We start from the raw sequence: 21,847 nt of genomic DNA, 5'->3' as shown, positions 1-21,847 counted from the left end.
GGCCTGCATGCCATTCGACTTCTTCCCGGTGGTCCTGCTGCTTGTCGTGCTCGTGGTGGCAAACGGCATCAACGTGATCCGCGAATACGAGCGAGCCGTGGTGCTGCGCCTCGGGCGCCTCGTGCCGTTTCGTGGTCCCGGCCTGATCTTCGTCATCCCGCTGATCGAGAGCATGAGCCGCATCGACATGCGCACGACCACCATCGACGTGCCGGCCCAGGACGTGATCACTCACGACAACGTGTCGGTCAAAGTCGATGCCGTGCTGTATTTCCGTGTCCTCGAGCCGAGCCGTGTCGTCATCGAAGTCGAGAACTACCTTTACGCGACCTCGCTGCTGGCGCAGACGACGCTGAGAAGCGTCTGCGGCCAGGCCACCCTCGACCAGCTGCTGTCCGACCGCGAACGTCTCAACGAGCAGATCCAGAAGATCCTCAATGAACAGGCCTCTCCGTGGGGAATCCAGGTGGTGGCCATCGAGCTGAAGCAGATCGACCTGCCTCAGGAGATGCAGAGGGCGATGGCCAGGCAGGCGGAAGCCGAGAGAGACCGCCGCGCGAAAGTCATCCACGCCGAAGGGGAATTCCAGGCGGCGACTCGTCTTTCGGAAGCCGCCGAAATCATGGGCAAGCATCCGATCGCGATCCAGCTTCGTTTCCTGCAGACGATGGTCGAGATTTCTTCCGAGCACACGACGACGCTGGTGCTGCCGATTCCGGTCGACCTGCTTTCGCCTTTCGTCGCGATGGCGGCGCGCCACGCTGCCTCGTCGGACGCTCCCGCCGGCCCGCCCAAGGACGAGACCGGCGCGTGAAGACAGCTCCTGCGGCCGCGCCGGCCGGCGGTCCTTTCTGGACCGGCGAGCTGGAGTATCGCCTTCCACCCGAGCTCGTCGCGCAGGTGCCGGCGCATCGCCGCGATGCTTCGCGGCTGATGGTGCTCGATGGCGCAACCGGCACCACGGCGCACGCGTCGTTCGCCGATCTCGGGCGTCATCTGCCCGCCGGCGCGCTTCTGGTCGCCAACGATTCGCGCGTGATCCGCGCGCGGCTGCGCGGCGTCAAGCGAGGCAGCGGCGGCGCGGTCGAAGCGCTGCTTCTCGGCGCGGGAAGCCGTACGGTTGCCCCCGCGATGATCCGTGTCGCGAAACCCTTGCGCGCCGGCCAGCACGTCGATTTCGGCGCCGGAGTCTCCGCGTGCATCGTCGGCGAACCGGCTCTCGGTCGCGCCAGCCTCGACTTTGCACCGCTGTCCGTGGACGACGCGCTCGCGCGCTGCGGAGAGCTTCCGCTGCCGCCGTACATCGAGCGCGCCGAAGGACCCTCCGACGCGGATCTGGAACGCTACCAGACCGTGTACGCGCGCAGCCCCGGATCGGTTGCCGCACCGACGGCAGGCCTGCATTTCACCAAAGAGCTGATCGATGAGCTCGCATCGGCGGGTTTCGATCTCGCGAAAATCACGTTGCACGTCGGACCGGGAACTTTCAGCCCGGTGCGCGGATCCCTCTCCGTCCATCGCATGGAAGAGGAGCGCTATTCGATCGACGAGCAGACGGCGGCGCGCATTGCCCGCGCGAAAGAAGAGGGCAGGCCGGTGGTCGCCGTCGGCACGACGACCGTGCGCGCGCTCGAAAGCGCGGCGCAGGCCGACGGTGTCGTTCGCGCGGGCAGCGCTTCGAGCGGACTGTTCATCCGCCCGGGCCACCGCTTCCGCGCAATCGATGCGCTCGTGACGAACTTCCACCTCCCAGGATCGACGCTGCTCGCGCTCGTGATGGCGCTGGCCGGTCGCGACTGCATCGAACGTGCCTACGAGGCCGCTGTCGCGGAGCGTTACCATTTCTACAGCTACGGCGATGCGATGCTCATCCGGTGAGCGCGCTTCGATTCGACATTCTCCACGAGGCCCGGGGCGGTGGACGGACGGGACGCCTGACGCTTGCGCACGGAAGCGTCGAGACCCCGGCATTCATGCCCGTCGGGACCTACGGCAGCGTCAGAGGGCTCACGCCCGGCCAGCTTCGCGGCGCCGGCGTACAGATGGTGCTGTCGAACGCGTACCATCTCGCGCTTCGGCCGGGGGCGCAGGCAATCGCCGCGCTCGGCGGCATCCAGAAGTTCATGGGATGGAACGGACCGGTGCTGACCGACAGCGGCGGCTTCCAGGTGTTCAGCCTGGCGGGCAACGTCAAGGTCGACGAAGAGGGCGCCGTCTTCCGGTCGCCGGTGGACGGGACCAGGCTGCGGATGACGCCGGAAAGCGTCGTGGCTCTCGAGCAGACCCTCGGCGTCGACGTCGGCATGGTGCTGGACGTCTGCGTCGCCAATCCGGGGGATCGACCCGCGGCGGCCTCGGCCGCCGACCGAACGCTGCGGTGGGCCCGCAGGGCAAGGGAGGTGACCGACGGGAGCCCGGCCACGTCGTTTTTCGCGATCCAGCAGGGAGGCCTGTTCGAAGACCTGCGGGCGCAGAACTCCGAGGGCCTGGTGGCGCTGGATTTCCCCGGCTACGCCGTCGGCGGGTTGTCGGTGGGGGAGGCCCGCGACGAGACGATGAGAACTGCCCGGTTCTCCGTCGAAATGCTGCCGCGCCGGCGCCCCCGCTACATGATGGGGATGGGGACCCCCCTCGACCTGGTCGAGCTTTGCGGCTGGGGCTACGACCTGTTCGACTGCGTGCTGCCGACCCGCAACGGCCGCAACGGCATGGTGTTTACGGCCTCGGGCCCGGTGACGATCCGCAACGCCTGCCACGCGTCCAGCACCGAGCCGCTGGAAGACGGTTGCGATTGTGAAGCTTGCCTAGACTTTTCGCGCGGTTACCTGCACCATCTTGCGCGCCGCGGAGAGATGCTCGCAGCCATCCTCTGCAGCCTGCACAACGTACGTTTCTACCAGCGACTGATGAGGGACATACGCGCGGCCCTGGCAGCGGACGCGTACGAGGAATTCCGGACGAAATTCCGGGCTCGTTACGTGGAAAAACGTCTGCACGACGCACGGCAGGAAGCTGGCAAGGAAGAAGAACAGCATGGATAGCACTTCTGCCGCCGCCCCCCTGCTGCTCGCGCAGGCCGCGCCCGACGCTTTCGTCCAGTTCGTACCGCTGGCACTGATCCTGGCAGTTTTCTATTTTCTGTTGATCCGGCCCCAGCAGCAGAAAGCGCGTGAGCACGAGGACTACTTGAAGGGGCTCAAGCGCGGGGAGCTCGTGATCACGCAGAGCGGCCTGTTCGGCCGCGTCGTCGAGCTGAGGGACCAGGACGTGACGCTGGAGATCGCACCGAACGTCAAGGTTCGCTACGAGCGCTCCAAGATTGCCGGCAGCGCCGGCACTGCCGTACCCAAGGCAGAATAAGGAGGACCAGGGTGGAACGGGGCTTGATGGGGCGGCTGGCGGCCGTCGTGGCAGTGACGTTGATCTCGATCATCTGTCTCGTGCCGAACTTCACGACGGATCTTCCCGACTGGTGGCCGAGCCGGCCGATCTCTCTCGGGCTCGACCTGCGCGGCGGGATTCATCTCGTCCTCCAGGTACAGACCGAGAAAGCGGTCGAATCTCACGTCGACGCGCTGATCGACCAGATGCGCCGCGACGCGCGCGAGAAGGAGATCGCCACGCGCGACTGGAAGCGCGAAGGCAGCGAAGGCCTGGTCTTCACGGTAGTCGGCGATGCGAAGACCGCCGACATGCAGAAGCTGGTCTCCGACTCCTATCCGAACCTGGCGCCGTCCGGCTCCGAAGGGGGCCTCCACTACAAGCTGTCGAAGGCGGAAGTGGACGGCATCAAGCAACTTGCCGTCGAGCAGGCGCTGGAGACGATCCGCAACCGCGTCGACGAGTTCGGCGTGGCCGAGCCGACGATCCAGCGCACCGGCGACGAGGGCATTCTCATCCAGCTTCCCGGTGTCCAGGACACCGCGCGCGCCAAGGCGCTGATCGGCAAGACGGCGCAGCTCGAGTTCCGTCTTCTCGCGCAGGACGCCAATGCGCCGGGCGTCAAGCGCATGTCGGGCACCGAGGTGGACCCGGCCACGCACAGCGTCCGCGAGGTGCCTTACAACGTCGAGCCGACGATCCTGATGACCGGGGCGGCCATCGCCGACGCGCGCCACCGTCCGGGGCAGGTAGGTGAAGGACCGTACGTCGCCATCACGCTGACTTCGCCCGGCGGGACGACGTTCGAGCGCATCACCGGCGACAACGTCGGCAGGCGCCTGGCGATCATCCTGGACGGCAAGGTGCAAAGTGCGCCGGTCATCAAGGACCGCATCGGCGGAGGCCACGCGGTGATCACCGGCAGCTTCACGCTCGACGAAGCGCGCGACCTTGCGATCGTACTGCGTGCCGGCGCCCTGCCGGCACCGGTGGTCATCGAGGAGGAGCGCAGCGTCGGACCGTCGCTCGGGCGCGACTCGATCCAGGCCGGCACCCGCTCGTTCGTCATCGGCGCGGTCGTCGTCGTCTCGTTCATGCTGATCTACTACAAGATGGCGGGCCTGGTTGCCGACCTCGCGTTGGCCGGCCACATCCTGCTGATGCTGGCCCTGCTCGCAGGGTTCCGCGGCACGCTGACGATGCCGGGCATCGCCGGCATCGTGCTCACGCTCGGCATGGCGCTCGATGCGAACGTGCTGATCAACGAGCGCATCCGCGAAGAGCTGCGCCGCGGCCAGACTGCGCACGCGGCACTGGAGGCCGGCTACTGGAAAGCGCTTCCGGCGATTTTCGATTCGAACCTGACGACGTTCCTGTCGGGAGTGATCCTGTTCCAGTTCGGATCCGGACCCGTCAAGGGCTTCGCTCTCACTCTTTGCATCGGCGTCGTCACGACCGCGTATGCGGTGTACTGCGCCTACGTTTTCCACGGCCTCGTGGTCGGCAACCGCGCCAATCCGCGCCTGAGCATCTGAGGCAGCCATGCTGGAGCTGATTCCGAACAACCGTAACATCGACTTCATGAAGCTGAGGCCGTGGGCATTCTCGATGTCCGGGCTGCTGACCGTGCTCGGGATGATCGCGCTCATCTGGCGCGGCGGTCCGAACTACGGCATCGACTTCACCGGCGGCATCATGCTGCACGTGTCGCTCGACGCGTCTGCGACGATCTCCGACGTGCGCGCGGCGGTCGACAAGCTCCACCTCGGAGAGGGCGGCGCCTCGGTGCAGGACTACGGCGGCGGCGGCGCAACCGGCGAATACCTGTTGCGCCTGGCCACCAGCGATCCGTCGAAGGCCAACGCCGAGGCGGAGCGGGTGCGCGGGCTGCTCGCCGACGAACTGAAGGACAAGCACTTCCAGGCCCTTCGAACCGAGATCGTCGGCCCGAGGGTGGGCGCGGACCTGCGCCAGCGCGCCATCCTTGCGGTTCTGGCCTCGACCGTCATGATGGGGCTCTACATCGCGTTCCGCTTCGACCGGCGATTCGGGATCGGCGCAGCGATCGCGCTGCTGCACGACGTGATGGTCACCGTGAGCGCGCTGGCCCTGATGAACGCAGAGATCGACCTGACCGTCGTCGCCGCGTTGCTGACGATCGTCGGCTACTCGGTCACCGACACCGTCGTCGTCGCCGATCGCATCCGCGAGAACATGAACAAGTCGACCCGCGAGGATCTGCGCGGCCTCATCAATCGCAGCCTCAACGAGACGCTTTCGCGGACGATCCTCACGTCGACGACGACGCTGCTGGTGTGCACGGCCCTTTTCCTGTTCGGGGGCACCGTGATCCATGTCTTCGCGTTCTCGCTGATCGTCGGGATCATTACCGGCACCTATTCGTCCATCTTCATCGCCAGCCCGATCGTGGAGATGTGGAAGGGCGGCTCGACCAGGACCCTGGGCGCCAAAGCCTGAACCAATGCGAAGCAAGCCTGGGCCCACGACCGGCGGTTCGCGCAAAGGAGACAGGGGAGACATCCTCGGTTCCCGGCGTGACGACGGCCGTGGCCCCGTAAAGCGCGAACGCGTCAAGACTCGCAAGGGCCCGACCGAGCTTCCACACCACAGCCGCATCTACTCCGACCTGGCCGGCATCTACGACCACGTCTTCACGCGCGTGTTCCAGCGCCGCATCGGTCACGTGGTCAAGGGGCTGCGCATTCCTGCGGGCGCGCGCGTGCTGGAAGTCGGCATCGGCACCGGCCTTTCGGTGGATGCCTACCCGGTGCACGCCGATGTGATCGGCATCGACCTGTCGCAGGACATGCTCGACCACGCCCAGCAGAAGATGGACACGCTGAAGCACCGTCACATCAAGCTGCAGCAGGGCGACGCGATGAACCTTGCGTTCCCGGACGAGTCGTTCGACTTCGTCACCGCCTTCCACGTGATCACCGTGGTGCCCGATCCCAAGCGCATGCTCGACGAGATGGTGCGCGTGTGCCGGCCGGGCGGCAAGATCGTGATCATCAATCATTTCTCGAGCGAGCGCGCGCTGATCCGCTTCGTCGTCGACCGCGTCGACCCGATCACGCGCCACCTCGGCTGGAGCACGCGCCTTCGCCTGAAGGACGTGATGGATCCCGGCGTGCTCGTGCTCGAGAAGCGCTACAAGACCAAGCCCTGGTCGCTGTTCACGATCGTCGAGGCGCGAAAGCTCGGCGAAGTGCCGCAGCGACGGGCGCGCTAGAGCCAGCGTCCCGACCCACAGCGTTCGTATCGGGCCGGGAAGGGGTTGTGCCTTTTCGGCGGTGCCCCCTTGCCCGGCCCGATCGCAACGCTGTCAGCCGAGCTCGAGCATCCGGTCGAGCGACGCGCGCGCGCGGTCGCAGGTCTCGTCGGAGAGCACGATCTCGTCGCGCCGGTCGCGCAGGCTGTCGCGGGTGTTTTCGAGCGTGATCATCTTCATGTAGCGGCAGAGCTGGCAGGCCTTGTAGAACTTCTTCTCGGGCACCTCGAGAAGAAGCCGGTCCGACAATCCGCACTCGGTGACGATCAGGAACTCCGGCGCGTCGGTCTCTTTCGCGTAGCGGATCATGCCGCTGGTGCTCAGCACCGCGTCGGCCTCGGCCAGCACGTCGCTGCGGCACTCGGGGTGCGCGACGACGCGGATTCCCGGACGCGCCTGGCGCACGCTGCGGATCACGTCGGGACGGATCTGGTGATGCACGTAGCAGTCGCCGTCCCACGCGATGACGTTCTTCGTCGTGTTGGCGGCAACGTACGCTGCAAGATTCCGGTCGGGCACGAACAGCACGTTCTGCGTCGGCGCCGCCTCGACGATCTTCACGGCGTTGGAGGACGTGCAGCAGATGTCGGTCACGGCTTTGACGGCTGCCGTCGTGTTGACGTAGGAGATCACGAGCAGGTCGGGCCAGACTTTTCGCAACTCGTCGCGCCGCTCGACCAGCGCGTCGGCGTCGACGCTGTCGGCCAGCGAGCACCCGGCGCGCGCGTCGGGAATCAGCACGGTCTTGTGCGGCGCGAGGATCTTGGCCGTCTCGGCCATGAAATGGACACCGCAGAGCACGATGGTCGAAGCCGACACGTCGCGTCCCTGCCGGGCCAGCTCGAGGGAGTCTCCGACGAAATCGGCGACCTCGAAGATCTCGGGGCGCTGGTAGTTGTGCGCGAGCACGACCGCGTCGCGCGACTTCTTCAGCTCGCGGATCTCGTCGATCAGCGAGGCCAGCTCGCGGCAACTCTCTTCGTCGTAGACGGTTTCCTGCCCGAGCGGACGAAGCTGCTCGAGAAGCTCGGCAGCGCTCGTTGGCGTCGCGCGCGGGTCACTGGCAGCGGACATTCCACCGAGCGTTGTGCTCGAACGGTGCAGGGTCAAGCGCCCGTGCGGGGGCCGGCGAGTGCGTCCTGGATCTCGCGGCGCACCGGCGGAACGCGCTCGCAAGCGAGTGCTGCTTCCAGCTCGCGAACGGCCTGCGCGTCGGCGAAACGGCCGAGCGCCCAGGCGGCATGCGCGCGAACCAGCGGCTCGTCGTGCTCGCGCGCGGCGCGGGCGAGGAAGGGCACGGCATCGGGATTGGCGCTGTTGCCGAGCGCCACGGCGGCGTTGCGCGCGAGGCCTCGTCGTTTGGGCCTCAGCAGCGCGGTTCCCGAAAAGCGCGCTCGAAACTCGTCCTCGGTCATCGCGAGCCAGTCCGGAAGCCACGGCCTTGCGCGTTCGTCGCCGCCGGCTTCGTCTGCGTTCCACGGGCAGACCTGCTGGCAGACATCGCAGCCGAACACCCAATTGCCGATCGACGCGCGCAGCGAAGAAAGAATAGGCCCGCGGTGCTCGATCGTGAGGTACGAGATGCAGCGGGTGGCATCGATCGTCGGGCCGCGGCCGAGCGCGTCGGTGGGACACGCGGGAATGCACGCGCGACAGGTGCCGCAGTGGTCGGCGGCAAACGCGGCGTCGGCTACGAGCGGCGCGGTCGTTACGATGGTGCCGAGCACGAAATACGATCCGAGCCCGGGCCGCAGGATGTTGGTGTTGCGACCGTACCAGCCGAGTCCCGCTTTTCGCGCGAGCTCTTTTTCGACCAGCGGGCCGCCGTCGACGTGAACGACGCAGCGGGCGCCCGCGCGATCGGCAAGCCACTGCGCGAGCGTCTCGAGTCTTTCGGCGACGTGCACGTGGTAGTCCGGGCCGACTGCGTACGCCGCGACGCGACCGCGCAGATGCTTGCGCCACTGCGGATCGGGCGGCGGAGGCGAAGGGTAGGGGCAGGCGACGACCACGACGCTGCGCGCCCCGGCCAGCGCCAGCGAGGGCCGGATGCGGCGCTCGTGCTTTTCGGCCAGGTACTGCATGTCGCCGTGACGGCCGGTCTCGAGCCACTCGGCGAGCAATGGGCCGCAGGAAAGGTCGTCGGCGTCACAGATGCCGCACGCGGCAAAGCCGAGGGCCAGGGCGCGCCCCCGGAGCTCCTGCTCGAGGCCACCGCCCGCCTCGTCCGGGCCTTCGAGGCCCGGGCCGCCGGCGGTCGCGAGGCGGACATTTGCCGTCTCGTCATTGCGCGGCGCAGCAGCCCCGGGCGAGGCACCATTGCGCGGCTGGCCGGCAGTGTTAGATTGACCGCTGCCCACGGAGCGCTGCATGACAGAACGAATCGTCGAACTCACGCCCATTGCGGTCGAAAAGGTCCTTACGGCTCGTGCGGCCGAAGGGCACGACCCCTCCTTCGGGCTTCGCCTCGCGGTGACCAAAGGCGGCTGCTCGGGATACGAGTATTCCGTGAAGTTTGCTCCGGAACCTGCTGAAGGTGATATGATTTTCGACGCCGGCGGCATCCGCGTCTTCGTCGATCCATTGAGCGAGCCGCTGCTTCGCGGCACCGTGCTCGACTACGTCGACGGCCTGCACGGCGCGGGGCTGCGCTTCGTCAATCCGAACGCCGGCCACTCGTGCGGTTGCGGGGCTTCCTTTTCGGCTGATCCGGCCGAGTCGGCGGGCTCGGCGCCCCAAGACTGAACCCGGCCCATCGCTCCCGCCCCTTTCCAGCAATTTTCGTCGTCGCGGCCACTGAGGGTCGCCGTCTACGTATCGGCGCATGGCATGGGACATGCGGTGCGGGCGGCCGCGGTCGTGCGCGAGTTGGCCGAGGCCGTGCCTCTGCGCATCGCGGTCATAGCCGGCTGCGACCGGCGCGTCTGGCCGGCTTCGCTCGAACGGGCAACCGGGCAGTGGGTGGGCGAGCCCAGCGACTGCGGCGTGGTCCAGAGCGATGACGTCACCGTCGATCGCGCGGCCACGGCCCGCGAGCTGGCAGGCTGGCTCGCGGACCTCGATGACATTCTCCAGCGGGAGACCGCGCGACTTCGCGGGCAATTCGATCTGATGATCGGCGACGTGCCGGCGCCGGCGTTCGAAGCGGCCGCTCGCGCGGGCATTGCTTCGGTCGCCGTCGCCAATTTCAGTTGGGACTGGATTTACCAGGAGCTCGGATTCATCGAGGCCGCGCGCGAGTGCGCGCGCTTTTATGCAAAGGCCGACGTGTTGCTGCGCGCGACGCCGTTCGCGCCGATGCCGGCGTTCGACAACATCGTTGACGTAGGTCTCGTCGCGCGGCGTCCGTCGAGCGCGCGAGCCGCGAGCAGGCGAGCACGCGGGTTCACCGACGAACAGTCGGTGGTACTGCTCGCATTCCAGCCAGCCTCGTTGCCGCCGCTCGAGCTTCCACGACGCTCTTCGCGCCGGCGTTTTCTCGTGCCTTCGGCGTGGCCGCAGACGCACGGCCGCGACGATTTCGTGCACCTGCCGGCATCGATGAGCTTCGAGGACGCGATCGCGGCCGCCGACGTGATCGTCGGAAAGCCGGGCTACGGGCTGATCAGCGACGTCGATGCTGCCGGCGCAAGGTTCCTTTACGTGCCGCGGCCGGGCTTTCCGGAAAATACCGTGCTCGAGCAGCACTTGGCGCGACGGGCAGGTACGGCGTCGATCTCCGCGCAGGATCTGGCCAGCGGCGGCTGGGAAGACGCGCTCGCGGCGCTCGAGGCAGCAGAGCGGCCACTGCCGGCCGATTGGGCTGGAGCGTCCCGGGCCGCGCGGGCCGCCTGCTCGCTTCTCGGGATCGACTGGGCACCGCGGGTTGAGTAGCGTCGCAGAAATGACCGATCCGGCAAATGTGGGCGAGGGGTTCTCGACTTCTCTCGAGTCGCCGTCGCGCCCGTGGCTCGTCTCGATCTACGTCTTCTCGCTGTCGCTCTGGATCGGCGGCTCGGCGTTCTTCACGGCCGGCGTGCTTCCTGCGCTGTTCCTCAACATGCCACCGTCGGATGCGGGGCGCATCGCGGCGATCGTCTTTCCGATCTACTTCCGCGCGGGCCTTGCTGTCGGGGTCGTCGCAACTCTCTCTGCATGGGCGCTGTCGCGCGGCGGCGGCCGCCGCTGGCACGCGGCCTTCATGCTGCTGCTGGTGATGGTCGCTTCGCAGGCGTGGACGACGCTCGTCATCCATCCCGAAATGGCGCGCATTCGCGGAGTCGAGGCAGAGGTGCCGCGCTTCCAGGAGCTGCACCACCGCTCGGTGAACCTCAACGCCGTCGTGCTCGGCGGCGGCATCGTGCTGCTCGCGCTCAGCGGAAGGCTGCTGGCCCGGCGCCGCGACGATGCCTGACATCCTCCCTGACATCGTGCCTGACGTCTTGCCTGACATCCTCCCTGACATCTTGCCTGACGTCCTGCCTGACGTCTTGCCCGGCATCCTGGTCTTCGACCTCTTCGGGACCCTGGTGTTCTTCGACGACACGAGGGTGCCGACGGCGCAGATCGAAGGCCGCAGCGTGCCGATGACGATCCGCGATCTCGCGGCGCTGCTCCGCCAGTGGCTGCCTGCAATAACGCCGCCCGCCTTCCTCGAGGAGCTGCGCCGGGTGTCGATCGCGATCGGCGAGGAAAAACGACGCGCGCAGGTCGAGATCCCGAGCCGCGTGCGATTCGAACGCACGCTCGTCGCACTCGGCGCCGATCCGGCATCGGCCTTTGCGTGGAGCGTCGAGCTTGCGCGCCGCCACATGGACAGCCTGGCCGGCGCGGTGGTGTGCCCGCCGGACCGGCGCGACCTGCTGCGCGAGCTTTCGCGCACGCACCGGCTGGCGCTGCTGTCGAATTTCGACTGCGCCGCTACCGCCCGGCGCGTGCTCGCGCAGGCCGGACTGGACGCGGCATTCGACGTCATCGTGATTTCCGAGGAAGAAGGCCTGCGAAAGCCGGCAACGGAGATCTTCGCGCGCACCTGCGAGCGCATGCAAGCCGCGCCGTCCCGATGCCTCTACATCGGAGACACGCTCGTCGAGGACATCGAGGGAGCGACGCGTGCGGGACTGTCCGCGCTGTGGATCCATCCCGACGAGACTGCGCTCTCGCCTGCACTGGCGATCCTTCCGGACGTGCGCGAGCTGCCACGCTGGCTGGCGTCGTCGCGGACTGGCTCAGGGCGCTAACGCGCGAGGCGGCGCATCACGGTAAGAAAGCCGGTGTGAGCGACCATGCGGTGGTCGGGCCTCATGCTGACGGCATCGATGTGCCAGCGCCGCTCGAGCACTTCGAACGTTTCGGCCAGCGTGAATGCGCACTGCGCCGCGCGATCGTGGGTCGCGCGCACCTGCATCACCGTCGGAGAGAACGCGACGAGGATGCCGCCGTCGCGAAGGGCATCGCTGGCAGCCGCAAGCATCGCCGCGATGTCGGGTACGTCGATGACGATGCGGTCGACGCCCTTCTCGTCCAGTCCCGTTGCCGCGTCCCGGATGCGGATCGTCCACGCCTCGGCCTCGCCCTCGAAGCGCTGCATGTTGCGCCTGGCTTCTTCGGCGAAGTCTTCGCGAATCTCGTACGTGACGAGGCGCCCGCCGGGCTGCACCGCGCGGTGCAGCAGCATCGACAGCGCGCCGCAGCCGACCCCGATCTCGACGACGGTCTGCCCCGGGCGGATGTCGCCGCGAGTCAGGATCAGGCCCGCGTCCTTTGCGAAGATCGGCTCGGCCGGGCGCTCGAGCAGCGGCACGATCTCGGCGTAACCGGGCCGGAAGACCAGGAATTCCTCGTCGCGGCCGCCGCCGATCCGCGAGCCTTCCGGAAGGCCGATGATGCGGTCGCAGGCCAGCACCGACGACCGGATCGTCAGGCGGTGCCCGGCTCGCAGGCGCTTCAGTTGCCGGCGGCCGCGCCGGTCGACCAGAAGCACCGCCTCGCCGTCGCGAAGCCTGCGGATCTGCCCGTCAACGGTCGCGGCGGTCGCAGATCCTTCGTTTGTGCTTCCGGAAGCCATTTCGCTGCCTTCTCGCATCTGCCGCGCGGTTGCAAAGCAATGCTATGTTGACTGCCCCGCAATCCTCGCTATGATCCCGCGTTCACCCGCGCCCGGTTCTTCCGGGAAACAGGCGCGGGGCGGGTTCCGAAAGCCGGCCGCGCGAGAAAGCCATGGGCGCCAAGAAAGCAAAGACCGCACAGAAGACGTCCACCCAGACCAAGCATGCCTGTCCCGATTGCGGCTCCGAAGCCCGCATCGTGATGTTCGCCGGTTACGGCGATCGCGGGTTGTTCTGGGTCTGCGAGAAAGCCTGCGGCTACAAGCAGAGGACCCGCTGAGAAAATTCGTGGGGCGCGCCAAGAAGAAAGGCGCGTCGACCAACGGCGAGTTCAGTCTGTTCGACGACTCCGACGCCGCCGACGTCGACGCCGAGGAAGATCTTCCACGCGACGAAGCCGGACGCGCGAAGATCAAGCACCAGTACGTCGAGCTTCTCGGCATACGGGTGCAGAAGCTCGCCGGTCGCATCCTCAACCGCGAGCGCATCAACAAGACGCTCGAGGGCATCTACTTCGTCTGCCATCGCTGCAAGAAGGTCTGCCACAATCTCGACGAGGGGCTCGTCGAGGATGCCGACAACAAGACCAACACCTGCAATCCTTGCGCGAAGCTGGCGACCGAGGCGGCCAAGACGGCGCTGAGGAAGCCGGCGCCGGCAAAGCCGGAGGCGCCGGCGGCGGCGCCCTCCAAGAAAAAGTCGGCTCCCCGCCCGCGGCCCGCGGCCAAGGGCGCCGCACCTCTCAAGAAGAAGAAGTGACCGCGCCGCGGCCGGCTGCGCCGCGCACGATCGCCAGCGCATGCACGAAGTCGTCGGGTGCTGCGGCCGCGACGTCGAGCTCTCCTTCGATCTCCACGCGCATGGCGTGAAGTAGCTGGCCCTGGCGCCGGCAGCCCGGCAGCTCGGGTCCACCGTAGAGCGTATCTCCGAACAGCGGCAGGCCCCGCCATGCAAGGTGCACTCGCACCTGGTGCATCGCACCCGTCCGCATCGAGGCTTCGACCAGGCACCAGCCGTCGCCGGATTCGAGCGGCACGACCCGCGTCGAGGCGGCGATGGCTTCGTCGTGCCGGCCGGCGACCACCATGCGCGTCGCACGGCGCGCGAGCGGCGCGTCGATCGTCACCGGCCTGGCCAGCTTGCCGCAGGCCAGCGCGAGGTACTGCTTGCGCGCGCGGTCTTCACCGAACGCGGCGCGCAGGCGCCGGTAGACCTCCGCAGTTCGCGCAGCAACGACGACACCGGAGGTATCCCGGTCGATGCGATGGACGAGGCCGGCCTCGTCCGCGCGCTCGCCGACCGAGCGCAGGTCGCCGTAGCGTGACTCCAGGAAATCGGCGACGGTTCCCGCGGATCTGCCGCGCTCGCAGTGAAGGCCCGCCGGTTTGGCGATCGCCGTCCAGTCTTCCGACTCGATCAGCACTCGCGGGGCGGGCAGGTGCCCCGCCGGCTGCGCCGCCTGCGCGACTTCGTCGATGGTCACCTGCGCTCCCGCCGGCGGCCGGTCGGCCGCTGCAGCGACGCGCCCGTCGATTCGCACGCAGCCGGCGGCGAGCCATTCGCGCACGGTGCGACGACTCGATCCCGTCGACGTTGCGACGAGGCGGTCGATGCGCTCGGCCCCGCGCGCGACGACAAAGCGAAAAGGCGTTTCGTTCACCCCTTCGACGCTACGCAGCGTGCGGCGGCGAGGCAACGCCCGGCGGCTTGCTTTTCGGACCCTGGACGTTGAGGATCGACGCTCCGTGACAAATGGCAGGAAAGTCCCGGCCGGGGCCTCTCGGGCCCCGCGTCGCAGCGGCGTGGATCGGCGGCGGCGCTTCGCTGTCATCATGGCCGGCGGCTCCGGAACCCGCTTCTGGCCGTGGAGTCGCGAGGCAAAACCGAAGCAGCTTCTCGCACTGACGTCTTCCACGTCGATGCTGGCCGAAACCGTTTCCCGCCTGAAGGGGGTCGTGCCGCCGTCGAACATCGTCGTCGTCACGAGCCGCCGCTATCGGCGCCAGGTGGCCGGCGAGCTTCCGCGCATCGCGAAGGACTGCATCCTGGCCGAGCCCGTCGGGCGCAATACGGCCGCCTGCATCGGGTGGGCGGCAACCGAAATCCGCCGTCGCTGTCCCGATGCCGTCATGGCGGTGCTATCTGCCGACCACCGGATCGGTGGCCGCAGCGGGGCCTTCGGCGGGGATCTCGCAAAGGCGCTGGAGGTGGCCGATCGCACGCGCCGCCTCGTCACGTTCGGCATTCGCCCCGAATCGCCGGCGACCGGATACGGTTACATTCGAGCCGGAGCCGCCGTTCGCGGGGCCGCGGGCGCGCGCGAGGTGGACGCCTTCGTCGAGAAGCCAAAAGCAGCCGTGGCGAGGCGTTACGTCGCCAACTCGAACTATTACTGGAATTGCGGGATCTTCGCTTGGCGCGCCGACGTGATCCTCGAGGAGATTGCCGGCAACCTTCCCGAGCTTGCCTCCGGGCTGGCCAGGCTGGAGGCCACCAGGCGTGGCCGAAGCATTCCGGCCAAGGCGCTCGATCGCATCTACGGGGAGCTTCCTGCCATTTCGATCGACTACGGCGTGCTCGAGAAGAGCCGCCGCGTCGCGATGGTCCCGGCGTCGTTTTCCTGGTCGGACATCGGAAGCTGGGACTCCGTGGCCGAGCTGTGGCCGGCCGACAGAAACGCGAATGCGACTCGCGACCCCCTGCTGGCACTCGATTCGGGCTCCAACATCGTCGCCAGCGGCGGCAAGCCGGTCGTTCTTCTCGGCGTCGACAACCTCGTCGTCGTCGATGCCGGCGACGCGTTGATGGTCTGCGCCAGGGAGCGCTGCCAGGATCTTCGCAGCGTGGTGGCACGGCTGGCAGAAGCGGGTCTCGGAGAGTTGCGGTGAGCGCGACGAGTCCCACGATCGCCCCGTTCGAAGTCGAGACGCCGGCGAACGAGGCGATGCCTCCCGCTGCGCCGCCCGCGCCGCATCCTTCGGCGATGCGACGCCGCATGAACCGCATCGCCGAATTCATCGGCCGCCGCCTGTTCGGCCGCGCCGTCGTCAACGAGCGGCTCGTCGAGAAGATCCGTGACCTCGCCGAGCGCGGCACCATCATCTACGTGCTGCGCCACCACAGCTTCGTCGACTACTTCATGATCAACTTCATCCTGCGCCGCGAGGACCTGCCGCTGCCGGTCTTCGCGAACGGGATGTCGCCGTGGGCGCTGGCGCCGTTCGGCGACATGCTGAGGAACTGGCGCGCGCGGCGCCGGGAGAAGCAGCCGGCTCCGGCACCGCCGTCGGACCTCGAGAGCTTCGCTGCGGCCGTCGCTGCCGGGCAGCCGGTCCTGGTGTTCATGAGAGGGCCGCGCGAAGGCGGCGCGAGCGCCGCCGAGCACGAAGCGGCCGCAAGGGCCGGCAGCGAATACCTGCGTCGCATCCTGCGCATGCGCGACGGGCGCGAGACGTTCATCGTGCCGCTGGCGCCGTTTCGCGGCCACAGCTTCCGCCGCCGCGACGCCGGCCTTTCGGCGATCGTCTACAACGCCCACGAAGTGGTCAGCGAGTGGCGCAAGCTGCTGACGTACTGGTTCTTCCGCAAGGACCTCTTCCTCACCGTCGGCACCGAGGTCAGCCTGCGCGAGTTCGTGCAGCGCTACGCGCGAGACGGCGAAGACCGCCTGTCCAAGCGCCTGACCCGCGCCATCCAGATCTTCCTCTACCGCGAGGAGAGGGTCGTGATGGGGCCGGCGCTGATGTCGCGGCGCAAGATCAAGTCGATCCTGTTCGGCAACGAGGAAACGCGACTGTTCCTCGCGAGCTACGCCGCCGAGCACGGCCTGGCCGAGGCCAAGGTCCGCAAGCGCGCCGAGAAAATCTTCGACGAGATGGCGGCGGAGTACAACAGCTTCATCTTTGCGATCGTCTCGTGGTGCTTCATCAAGATCTGGCACCGCATGTTCCAGGGTCTGGAGACGATCGGCTTCGAGACGGTGATCGAGAAGGCCAAGCACCATCCGATCGTCATGGTGCCGTGCCATCGCAGCCACCTCGACTACCTGATCCTGTCGTACCTGTTCCACCTGAACTTCGTCAGCCCGCCGCACATCGCCGCGGGCGAAAACATGGGCTTCGGCCCGATGGGCTACATCTTCCGGTCGAGCGGCGCGTACTTCATCCGCCGCAGTTTCGGCGACGACGAGCTCTACAAGCACGTCTTCGCCCGCTACCTCCAATACCTGATCCGCGAAGGCTACACGCAGGAGTTCTTCATCGAAGGCGGACGCAGCCGCACCGGCAAGATCATGACGCCGAAGCTCGGCATGCTGACGTCCATCATCAATGCGTACATCGCCGGCGTGCGGCGCGACCTGTACCTCGTGCCGGTCTCGATCCACTACGGCCGCATCGTCGAGGAGGAGACGTACCAGGCCGAGCTGGCCGGCGCGGAGAAAGAGCCCGAGAGCATGTCGGGGCTGATGCGCGCGCGCCGTTTCCTCAAGCAGAAGTACGGCTCGGTGTACGTCTCGTTCGCGCAGCCGATCTCGCTCAGCGACGAGCTCGCAGATCGCAGGCAGCGCTTTGGCGAAGACAACCCCAGCGCGGAGGTCGAGGAGGAGAAGAGGCGCTTCATCCAGCGCCTCGGATTCCGCATCCTGCGCGACGTCAACTCATCGGCAGTGGCCGGCGCGACTTCGGTATCGGCCACCGTGCTGCTCGGCGCCCCGCACTGGGGCTTCCGCTACCGCGACTTCCGCGACCGGGCCAATGCGCTGGCGCGCCTGGTTTCGTTCCTCGGCATCCGGCCGACGGCATCGCTGTCGCGCAACGTCGGGACTTTCCGCGAGAGCATGGGCTTTCTCAGCTCCAACGGCCTCATCGAGGTGCTGCCGCGCGGGCGCGAAGAAGTGCTCGTCGTGCGCCAGGGCCGGCGCCTTGCGCTCGACTTCTACAAGAACAACCTGATCCACGCGTTTCTCGTTCCGTCGCTCGTCGTCACCTGCCTGCGCGAAAAGGTGCCGCTCGGACAATTGATCGACCGCGTCTGGTGGTGGCTCGACCTGTTCCGGTACGAATTCCCGCTGCCGTCAAAGAACGAGTTGGCCGGACAGGTGGACCGCCTTTTCACGTACCTCGAGGAAGTCGGTGCGCTGCGCGACGGCGAGATGGATGCCGGCGATCCGCTGGTCGCGGCGCTTTCGGGCGTGCTGCAGAATTTTCGCGAGGCGTACTACGTCATGGCACTGGCGTGCCTGCACCGGCTCGGCCCGGACGGGATGACGCAGAAGGCTTTGCTCGAGGAGGCCCGCAAGGACTACAAGACCTGCCTGCTGCTCGGCGAGGTCACCAAGTCCGAGGGCGCCAGCGACGTGATGCTGCGCAACGGGCTCGACCGTCTCGCCGAAATGGGCTTCGTCAAGCACGAGGCGCGCGGCCGCAGCGGACGCGAGCGGCGCACCGTGCGCGGTGCGGGCTGGGACGGACTCGAGGCCTTGGTGCTGTCGCTGGAGGCAAGCCTCATGCTGCACCAGGCAGCAGCGCGCGAATGAACGCAGCCTGACCGGAAGCGGTGCGAACGTCGTGAGAGAAGAACGATGAACGAGAAAGATCTGCGCGAGGGGCTGACCGCTGCGATGCGTGCGAAGGACGCGATGCGCGTGCGGGCGCTGCGCGCCGTGCTCGCGCTCGTCAAGAACCGCATGATCGAGGTGCGCGGCGAGCTTTCCGAGCGGGACGTGACGGCGCTCATCCAGCGCGAGGTCAAGCAGTGTCGTGAGACGCTGGACTTTGCCCGCAAGGCCGACCGCGCCGACCAGGTCGCCGAACACGAGGAGCTGCTCGCGGTACTCGAAGGCCTGCTGCCGAACGCGATGAGCGAGGACGAGCTGCGCGGGGCCATTCGCGCGATCGTCACCGAGACCGGTGCGACCTCGCTCGGGCCGGTGATGAAGCTCCTTGGAGAACGCCACGCCGGACGCTACGACGGCAAGACGGCCAGCACCCTGGCCCGCGACATACTGGCCGGCTGAGCCGGCCGCGGCGCCGAGGCGCCGGCACAGGAACTCCCATGCAGAAGCTGAAGATCGTCGAACGCCTTCAGGCCGAGCTGGCCACGCTGCGCCGCGAGCTCAACATCGAGCTGCCGAAAATCATCGAAGAAGCGCGCGCGCACGGCGACCTCAAGGAAAACGCTGAGTACCATGCCGCCAAGGAGAAGCAGGGCATGGTCAGCGCCCGCGTCGGCAACCTCGAGGCGCGTATCAAGGATCTGTCGATGTACAACATGTCGTCGATCCCGAAGGGTGTCGTCGGGTACGGCAGCATCGTCGAGCTCGAAGACCTCGACAGCGGAGAGAGCGTGACTTACGAGATGGTGTTCGCCGAGGAGGTCGACCTTACGGCCGGCAAGATCTCGCTGACGTCTCCCATCGGCCAGGCTCTTCTCAAGCGCGTCGAGGGCGACGAGGTCAGCATCCAGCTTCCCGCCGGGCGAAAGAAGTTCCAGCTGACCGGCGTGACCACGATCCACGAGCGCGGCGAGCAGGCCTAGCAGGCCGCGCAAAGCACGCTGTCCGGGTCGATCGGGGTGCGCCTTGGCGGCGACTCCGCAGGGGGTCCGCGACCTTGCGGCTGGACCCCGGCCGTGTTACTAGACCCCGGTTAGTTCGGGGCATTGCGGAGGTGGGCCCGTCGCCCGCCTCTTTTTGTTTGTGGCCCCGGCAAGGTGGAGCCGCGAGACTCGCAGCGGCGAGCGGGCGGCAAGCGAAATGGCAAGCGACGTCTCCAGGGTCTCGCGGATCGTGGCGATCGCCGAACCGATCGCCGCCGAGCACGGCCTCGAGGTCCTCGACGTCGAGATCTCCGGCAGCGGTTCGAGTCCTCTCGTGCGGGTGCTGCTCGACAGTCCGCAGGAGTCGCGGCCGATCGGCATCGACGACTGCAGGGCCATCAGCGAGCGCCTCGGGGACGGGCTGGATGCCTACGACGTGCTCCACGGCCGCTACATGCTCGAGGTCTCCTCGCCGGGGCTGAACCGGCCGCTGAAGAGGCCCGAGCACTTCCAGCGGGTGCTCGGGCGCAAGGTTCGCGTCCGGACCAAGCATGCGGCCGTCGACGGGCGGCGCACCTGGCTCGGCCGCCTCGAGGAAGCCGACGACGCCGGTGTCACGGTCGCCGACGAGAGCGGCGTGACCGCGAGGATCGCGCTCGGGGACATCGAGCGGGCCAATCTCGAGTTCGAGTTCGAAAGCGGCGGCGCGAAGAAAAAGAAGAAGCGCTGAAGCGCGGCACGGAGAGGAAAGAAAATGCAATCGGAGTTCCTCCGGGTCATCGACCAGGTCAGCAAGGAAAAAGGCATCGATCGCGCTCTCGTCATCGAGACGATCGAGGAGGCGATGAAGTCTGCCGCCAAGAAGACCCACGGCGCGGACATCAACGTCGAGGCCAAGTTCGACCCTGCCACCGGCGAAATTGACCTGTTCAAGATCCAGACGGTCGTCGGCGAGATCGAGAACCCGGCCGTCGAAATCGACCTCGAATCGGCGCGGGCCCAGTTCGATCCCGAGTGCCAGATCGGCGACGAGCTGCTGACCAAGCTCGATCCGCCCGATTCGCGCATCGCGGCCCAGGCCGCCAAGCAGAACATCGTGCAGAAGGTGCGAGAGCACGAGCGCGCGATGATCTACAGCGAGTACAAGCAGCACGAGGGGACGATCCAGTCCGGCGTCGTCATGCGCTTCGAGAAGCGCAACCTGATCGTGCAGCTTCGTCCCAACGTCGACGCGATCCTGCCCGAGCGCGAGCAGATCCCGCGCGAGCGCTACCGCCAGGGCGACCGCATCCGCGCGCTGGTGCTGCGCGTCGACGAGAACGCCCGCGGGCCCCAGATCGTGCTGTCTCGCACCAACCCGGCTCTTGTCAGCAAGCTGTTCGAGCAGGAAGTGCCCGAGGTTTACGAAGGCATCGTCGAGATCAAGGACGTCGTGCGCGAGCCCGGCGGCCGCGCCAAGATCGCCGTCGTCTCCAACGACAGCGACGTCGACCCGGTCGGTGCCTGCGTCGGCATGCGCGGAAGCCGCGTCCAGGCCGTCGTCCAGGAGCTGCGCGGCGAGCGCATCGACATCGTGCCGTGGACGCCGGACGAGACCGAGTTCGTCTGCCGCGCGCTGTCGCCTGCCAAGGTATCGCGCATCGTGATCGACGAGGCCGACCACTCGATGGAAGTGATCGTGCCCGACGACCAGCTCTCGCTCGCGATCGGACGCAAGGGACAGAACGTGCGCCTGGCCGGCAAGCTGACCCGCTGGAAGCTCGACGTGCACAGCGACAGCGAGTACGAGCGCTGGCAGAGGGAATCGCGCCTTTCGCTGCGCCGCGTGGAAGGGCTCTCCGACCTTCGCGCCGAGCTGCTTCTGGCCGACGGCTACAAGTCGGCCGGCGAGCTGGCGAACAGCAAGCCGGAAGACATCGCCGAGGTGCTCGAGTGCACCAGCGAAGAGGCCATGCCGCTGATCGAGGCCGCACGCATCGCCGACCGCCTCGAGCGCCGCGAGAAGATCGTGCGCCGCATCACCAGCGCCGTCTCCGAAGCGGCCGAAGCCGTGCTTGCGCGGGCAGCCGCTGCGGCAGCTGCCGAGGCAGCCGCGGCCGCAGCCGCGACTGCGACGGAGACTGAGGCGGGCACCGACGCGCAGCCAGGCGAGGGAGCGTGACGCAAGCGTCTCCAGTACGAAGCACGCCGACGCGAACCTGCGTCGGCTGCATGGCGCGAGATTCGCAGCAACGCCTGCTGCGGCTGCGCGCGGACGATGCCGGCTGCGTGCGGCAGTCCGGTCGCAGCGGAACGGGGCGCAGCGCGTACGTGCACCTGCGGGGCGAGTGTGTCGCAGCCCTTGCCAAGAGCAGGGGAATCGTGCGGTCGCTTCGCCTGCAGCTCGACCGTGACGCGCGCACGGATCTCGTGCGCAGGCTCGAACAATCGCTCGGCGAACTGGCCGGCAGCAACGCCTGAGGCCCGGCGAGGCGAAGGAAGCAGAAGGACGTATGGCAGAGACTCGAACAGGCAGCGACAGAGCAAAGACACCGGCACGAGGCGGTCCCCA

24 protein-coding genes are annotated in these 21,847 nt (G+C 67.5%); 20 read left to right on the top strand and 4 right to left on the bottom strand.

Annotated elements, in window-relative coordinates; all coding sequences use genetic code 11:
• Window positions 1–7 precede the first annotated feature (7 nt).
• The 7 genes from VGK20_15610 to VGK20_15580 are packed head-to-tail and all read left to right on the top strand — an operon-like array spanning window position 8 to window position 6,634.
• The gene (locus tag VGK20_15610) at window positions 8–814 is read left to right on the top strand and encodes a slipin family protein (protein ID HEY2775467.1); all 807 of its coding nucleotides are present in this window, start codon (window positions 8–10) and stop codon (window positions 812–814) included.
• Entirely contained in the window at window positions 811–1,878 is a 1,068-nt protein-coding gene (gene queA / locus VGK20_15605) for a tRNA preQ1(34) S-adenosylmethionine ribosyltransferase-isomerase QueA (protein HEY2775466.1), read from the top strand. Before VGK20_15610 ends, queA begins: the two co-directional genes overlap by 4 nt.
• Window positions 1,875–3,041, top strand: a complete 1,167-nt coding sequence (gene tgt / locus VGK20_15600; protein HEY2775465.1) for a tRNA guanosine(34) transglycosylase Tgt — start codon at window positions 1,875–1,877, stop codon at window positions 3,039–3,041. The genes queA and tgt overlap by 4 nt, the downstream gene beginning before the upstream one ends.
• On the top strand, window positions 3,034–3,360 hold the full coding sequence (gene yajC, locus VGK20_15595; GenBank protein ID HEY2775464.1) for a preprotein translocase subunit YajC: 327 nt from the start codon (window positions 3,034–3,036) through the stop codon (window positions 3,358–3,360). Before tgt ends, yajC begins: the two co-directional genes overlap by 8 nt.
• A gap of 11 nt (window positions 3,361–3,371) precedes the next feature.
• Window positions 3,372–4,916 carry a protein translocase subunit SecD gene (gene secD, locus VGK20_15590; GenBank protein HEY2775463.1) on the top strand — a complete coding sequence of 515 codons (1,545 nt, stop codon included), beginning with the start codon at window positions 3,372–3,374 and terminating at the stop codon, window positions 4,914–4,916.
• Window positions 4,917–4,923: 7 nt separating this feature from the next.
• Complete coding sequence (gene secF / locus VGK20_15585) at window positions 4,924–5,859, top strand: protein translocase subunit SecF (protein ID HEY2775462.1); 936 nt, start codon at window positions 4,924–4,926, stop codon at window positions 5,857–5,859.
• 4 nt (window positions 5,860–5,863) lie between these two features.
• Complete coding sequence (locus tag VGK20_15580) at window positions 5,864–6,634, top strand: class I SAM-dependent methyltransferase (GenBank protein HEY2775461.1); 771 nt, start codon at window positions 5,864–5,866, stop codon at window positions 6,632–6,634.
• A gap of 93 nt (window positions 6,635–6,727) precedes the next feature.
• On the opposite strand, the gene nadA is transcribed toward VGK20_15580, so the two are convergent.
• Window positions 6,728–7,747: a quinolinate synthase NadA gene (gene nadA / locus VGK20_15575; GenBank protein HEY2775460.1), complete on the bottom strand. Its 1,020-nt coding sequence runs from the start codon at window positions 7,745–7,747 to the stop codon at window positions 6,728–6,730.
• A 32-nt stretch (window positions 7,748–7,779) separates the two neighbouring features.
• Entirely contained in the window at window positions 7,780–9,045 is a 1,266-nt protein-coding gene (gene queG, locus VGK20_15570; protein HEY2775459.1) for a tRNA epoxyqueuosine(34) reductase QueG, read from the bottom strand.
• On the opposite strand from queG, the gene VGK20_15565 reads away from it, so the two are divergent.
• The 4 genes from VGK20_15565 (at window position 9,044) to VGK20_15550 (ending at window position 11,892) form a co-directional block, all read left to right on the top strand.
• Window positions 9,044–9,418: an iron-sulfur cluster assembly accessory protein gene (locus tag VGK20_15565; protein HEY2775458.1), complete on the top strand. Its 375-nt coding sequence runs from the start codon at window positions 9,044–9,046 to the stop codon at window positions 9,416–9,418. The two genes, queG and VGK20_15565, sit on opposite strands and share 2 nt — an antisense overlap.
• Before the next feature lie 84 nt (window positions 9,419–9,502).
• On the top strand, window positions 9,503–10,546 hold the full coding sequence (locus VGK20_15560; protein HEY2775457.1) for a hypothetical protein: 1,044 nt from the start codon (window positions 9,503–9,505) through the stop codon (window positions 10,544–10,546).
• Window positions 10,547–10,556: 10 nt separating this feature from the next.
• Window positions 10,557–11,066, top strand: coding sequence for a DUF4149 domain-containing protein (locus VGK20_15555; GenBank protein ID HEY2775456.1), 510 nt, complete (start codon window positions 10,557–10,559; stop codon window positions 11,064–11,066).
• Window positions 11,067–11,142: 76 nt separating this feature from the next.
• Entirely contained in the window at window positions 11,143–11,892 is a 750-nt protein-coding gene (locus tag VGK20_15550; GenBank protein HEY2775455.1) for an HAD family hydrolase, read from the top strand.
• Here VGK20_15550 and VGK20_15545 read toward each other — a convergent pair.
• Window positions 11,889–12,719, bottom strand: coding sequence for a class I SAM-dependent methyltransferase (locus VGK20_15545; GenBank protein HEY2775454.1), 831 nt, complete (start codon window positions 12,717–12,719; stop codon window positions 11,889–11,891). The two genes, VGK20_15550 and VGK20_15545, sit on opposite strands and share 4 nt — an antisense overlap.
• Before the next feature lie 152 nt (window positions 12,720–12,871).
• Here VGK20_15545 and VGK20_15540 point away from each other — a divergent pair, with 152 nt between their 5' ends.
• Both VGK20_15540 and VGK20_15535 read left to right on the top strand, forming a co-directional pair.
• Window positions 12,872–13,039, top strand: a complete 168-nt coding sequence (locus VGK20_15540; GenBank protein HEY2775453.1) for a hypothetical protein — start codon at window positions 12,872–12,874, stop codon at window positions 13,037–13,039.
• Window positions 13,040–13,047: 8 nt separating this feature from the next.
• A complete protein-coding gene (locus tag VGK20_15535) occupies window positions 13,048–13,518 on the top strand; it encodes a hypothetical protein (protein HEY2775452.1) in 471 nt (156 codons plus the stop codon).
• Here VGK20_15535 and VGK20_15530 read toward each other — a convergent pair.
• Entirely contained in the window at window positions 13,502–14,419 is a 918-nt protein-coding gene (locus VGK20_15530) for an RluA family pseudouridine synthase (protein ID HEY2775451.1), read from the bottom strand. The genes VGK20_15535 and VGK20_15530 overlap by 17 nt on opposite strands.
• A gap of 172 nt (window positions 14,420–14,591) precedes the next feature.
• Between VGK20_15530 and VGK20_15525 the strand changes: the two genes are divergently transcribed.
• The 7 genes from VGK20_15525 to VGK20_15495 all read left to right on the top strand — a co-directional run bounded on the left by VGK20_15525 (window position 14,592) and on the right by VGK20_15495 (window position 21,756).
• Window positions 14,592–15,647, top strand: coding sequence for a sugar phosphate nucleotidyltransferase (locus VGK20_15525; GenBank protein ID HEY2775450.1), 1,056 nt, complete (start codon window positions 14,592–14,594; stop codon window positions 15,645–15,647).
• A complete protein-coding gene (locus VGK20_15520) occupies window positions 15,644–18,295 on the top strand; it encodes a 1-acyl-sn-glycerol-3-phosphate acyltransferase (protein ID HEY2775449.1) in 2,652 nt (883 codons plus the stop codon). The genes VGK20_15525 and VGK20_15520 overlap by 4 nt, the downstream gene beginning before the upstream one ends.
• Window positions 18,296–18,340: 45 nt before the next feature.
• Window positions 18,341–18,775, top strand: coding sequence for a GatB/YqeY domain-containing protein (locus VGK20_15515; GenBank protein ID HEY2775448.1), 435 nt, complete (start codon window positions 18,341–18,343; stop codon window positions 18,773–18,775).
• Between the two features lie 38 nt (window positions 18,776–18,813).
• A complete protein-coding gene (gene greA / locus VGK20_15510; GenBank protein ID HEY2775447.1) occupies window positions 18,814–19,296 on the top strand; it encodes a transcription elongation factor GreA in 483 nt (160 codons plus the stop codon).
• 217 nt (window positions 19,297–19,513) lie between these two features.
• The gene (gene rimP, locus VGK20_15505; GenBank protein HEY2775446.1) at window positions 19,514–20,026 is read left to right on the top strand and encodes a ribosome maturation factor RimP; all 513 of its coding nucleotides are present in this window, start codon (window positions 19,514–19,516) and stop codon (window positions 20,024–20,026) included.
• A gap of 24 nt (window positions 20,027–20,050) precedes the next feature.
• Window positions 20,051–21,457: a transcription termination factor NusA gene (nusA, locus tag VGK20_15500; GenBank protein HEY2775445.1), complete on the top strand. Its 1,407-nt coding sequence runs from the start codon at window positions 20,051–20,053 to the stop codon at window positions 21,455–21,457.
• Window positions 21,454–21,756: a DUF448 domain-containing protein gene (locus tag VGK20_15495; GenBank protein HEY2775444.1), complete on the top strand. Its 303-nt coding sequence runs from the start codon at window positions 21,454–21,456 to the stop codon at window positions 21,754–21,756. The genes nusA and VGK20_15495 overlap by 4 nt, the downstream gene beginning before the upstream one ends.
• The last annotated feature ends 91 nt before the right edge of the window (window positions 21,757–21,847 follow it).

It is taken from the genome of Candidatus Binatia bacterium (assembly GCA_036493895.1).
Taxonomy (GTDB): domain Bacteria; phylum Desulfobacterota; class Binatia; order UBA1149; family CAITLU01; genus DATNBU01.
Note: the sequence above shows the minus strand (reverse complement) of the source record. Positions and strands in the feature narration are given on the sequence as shown.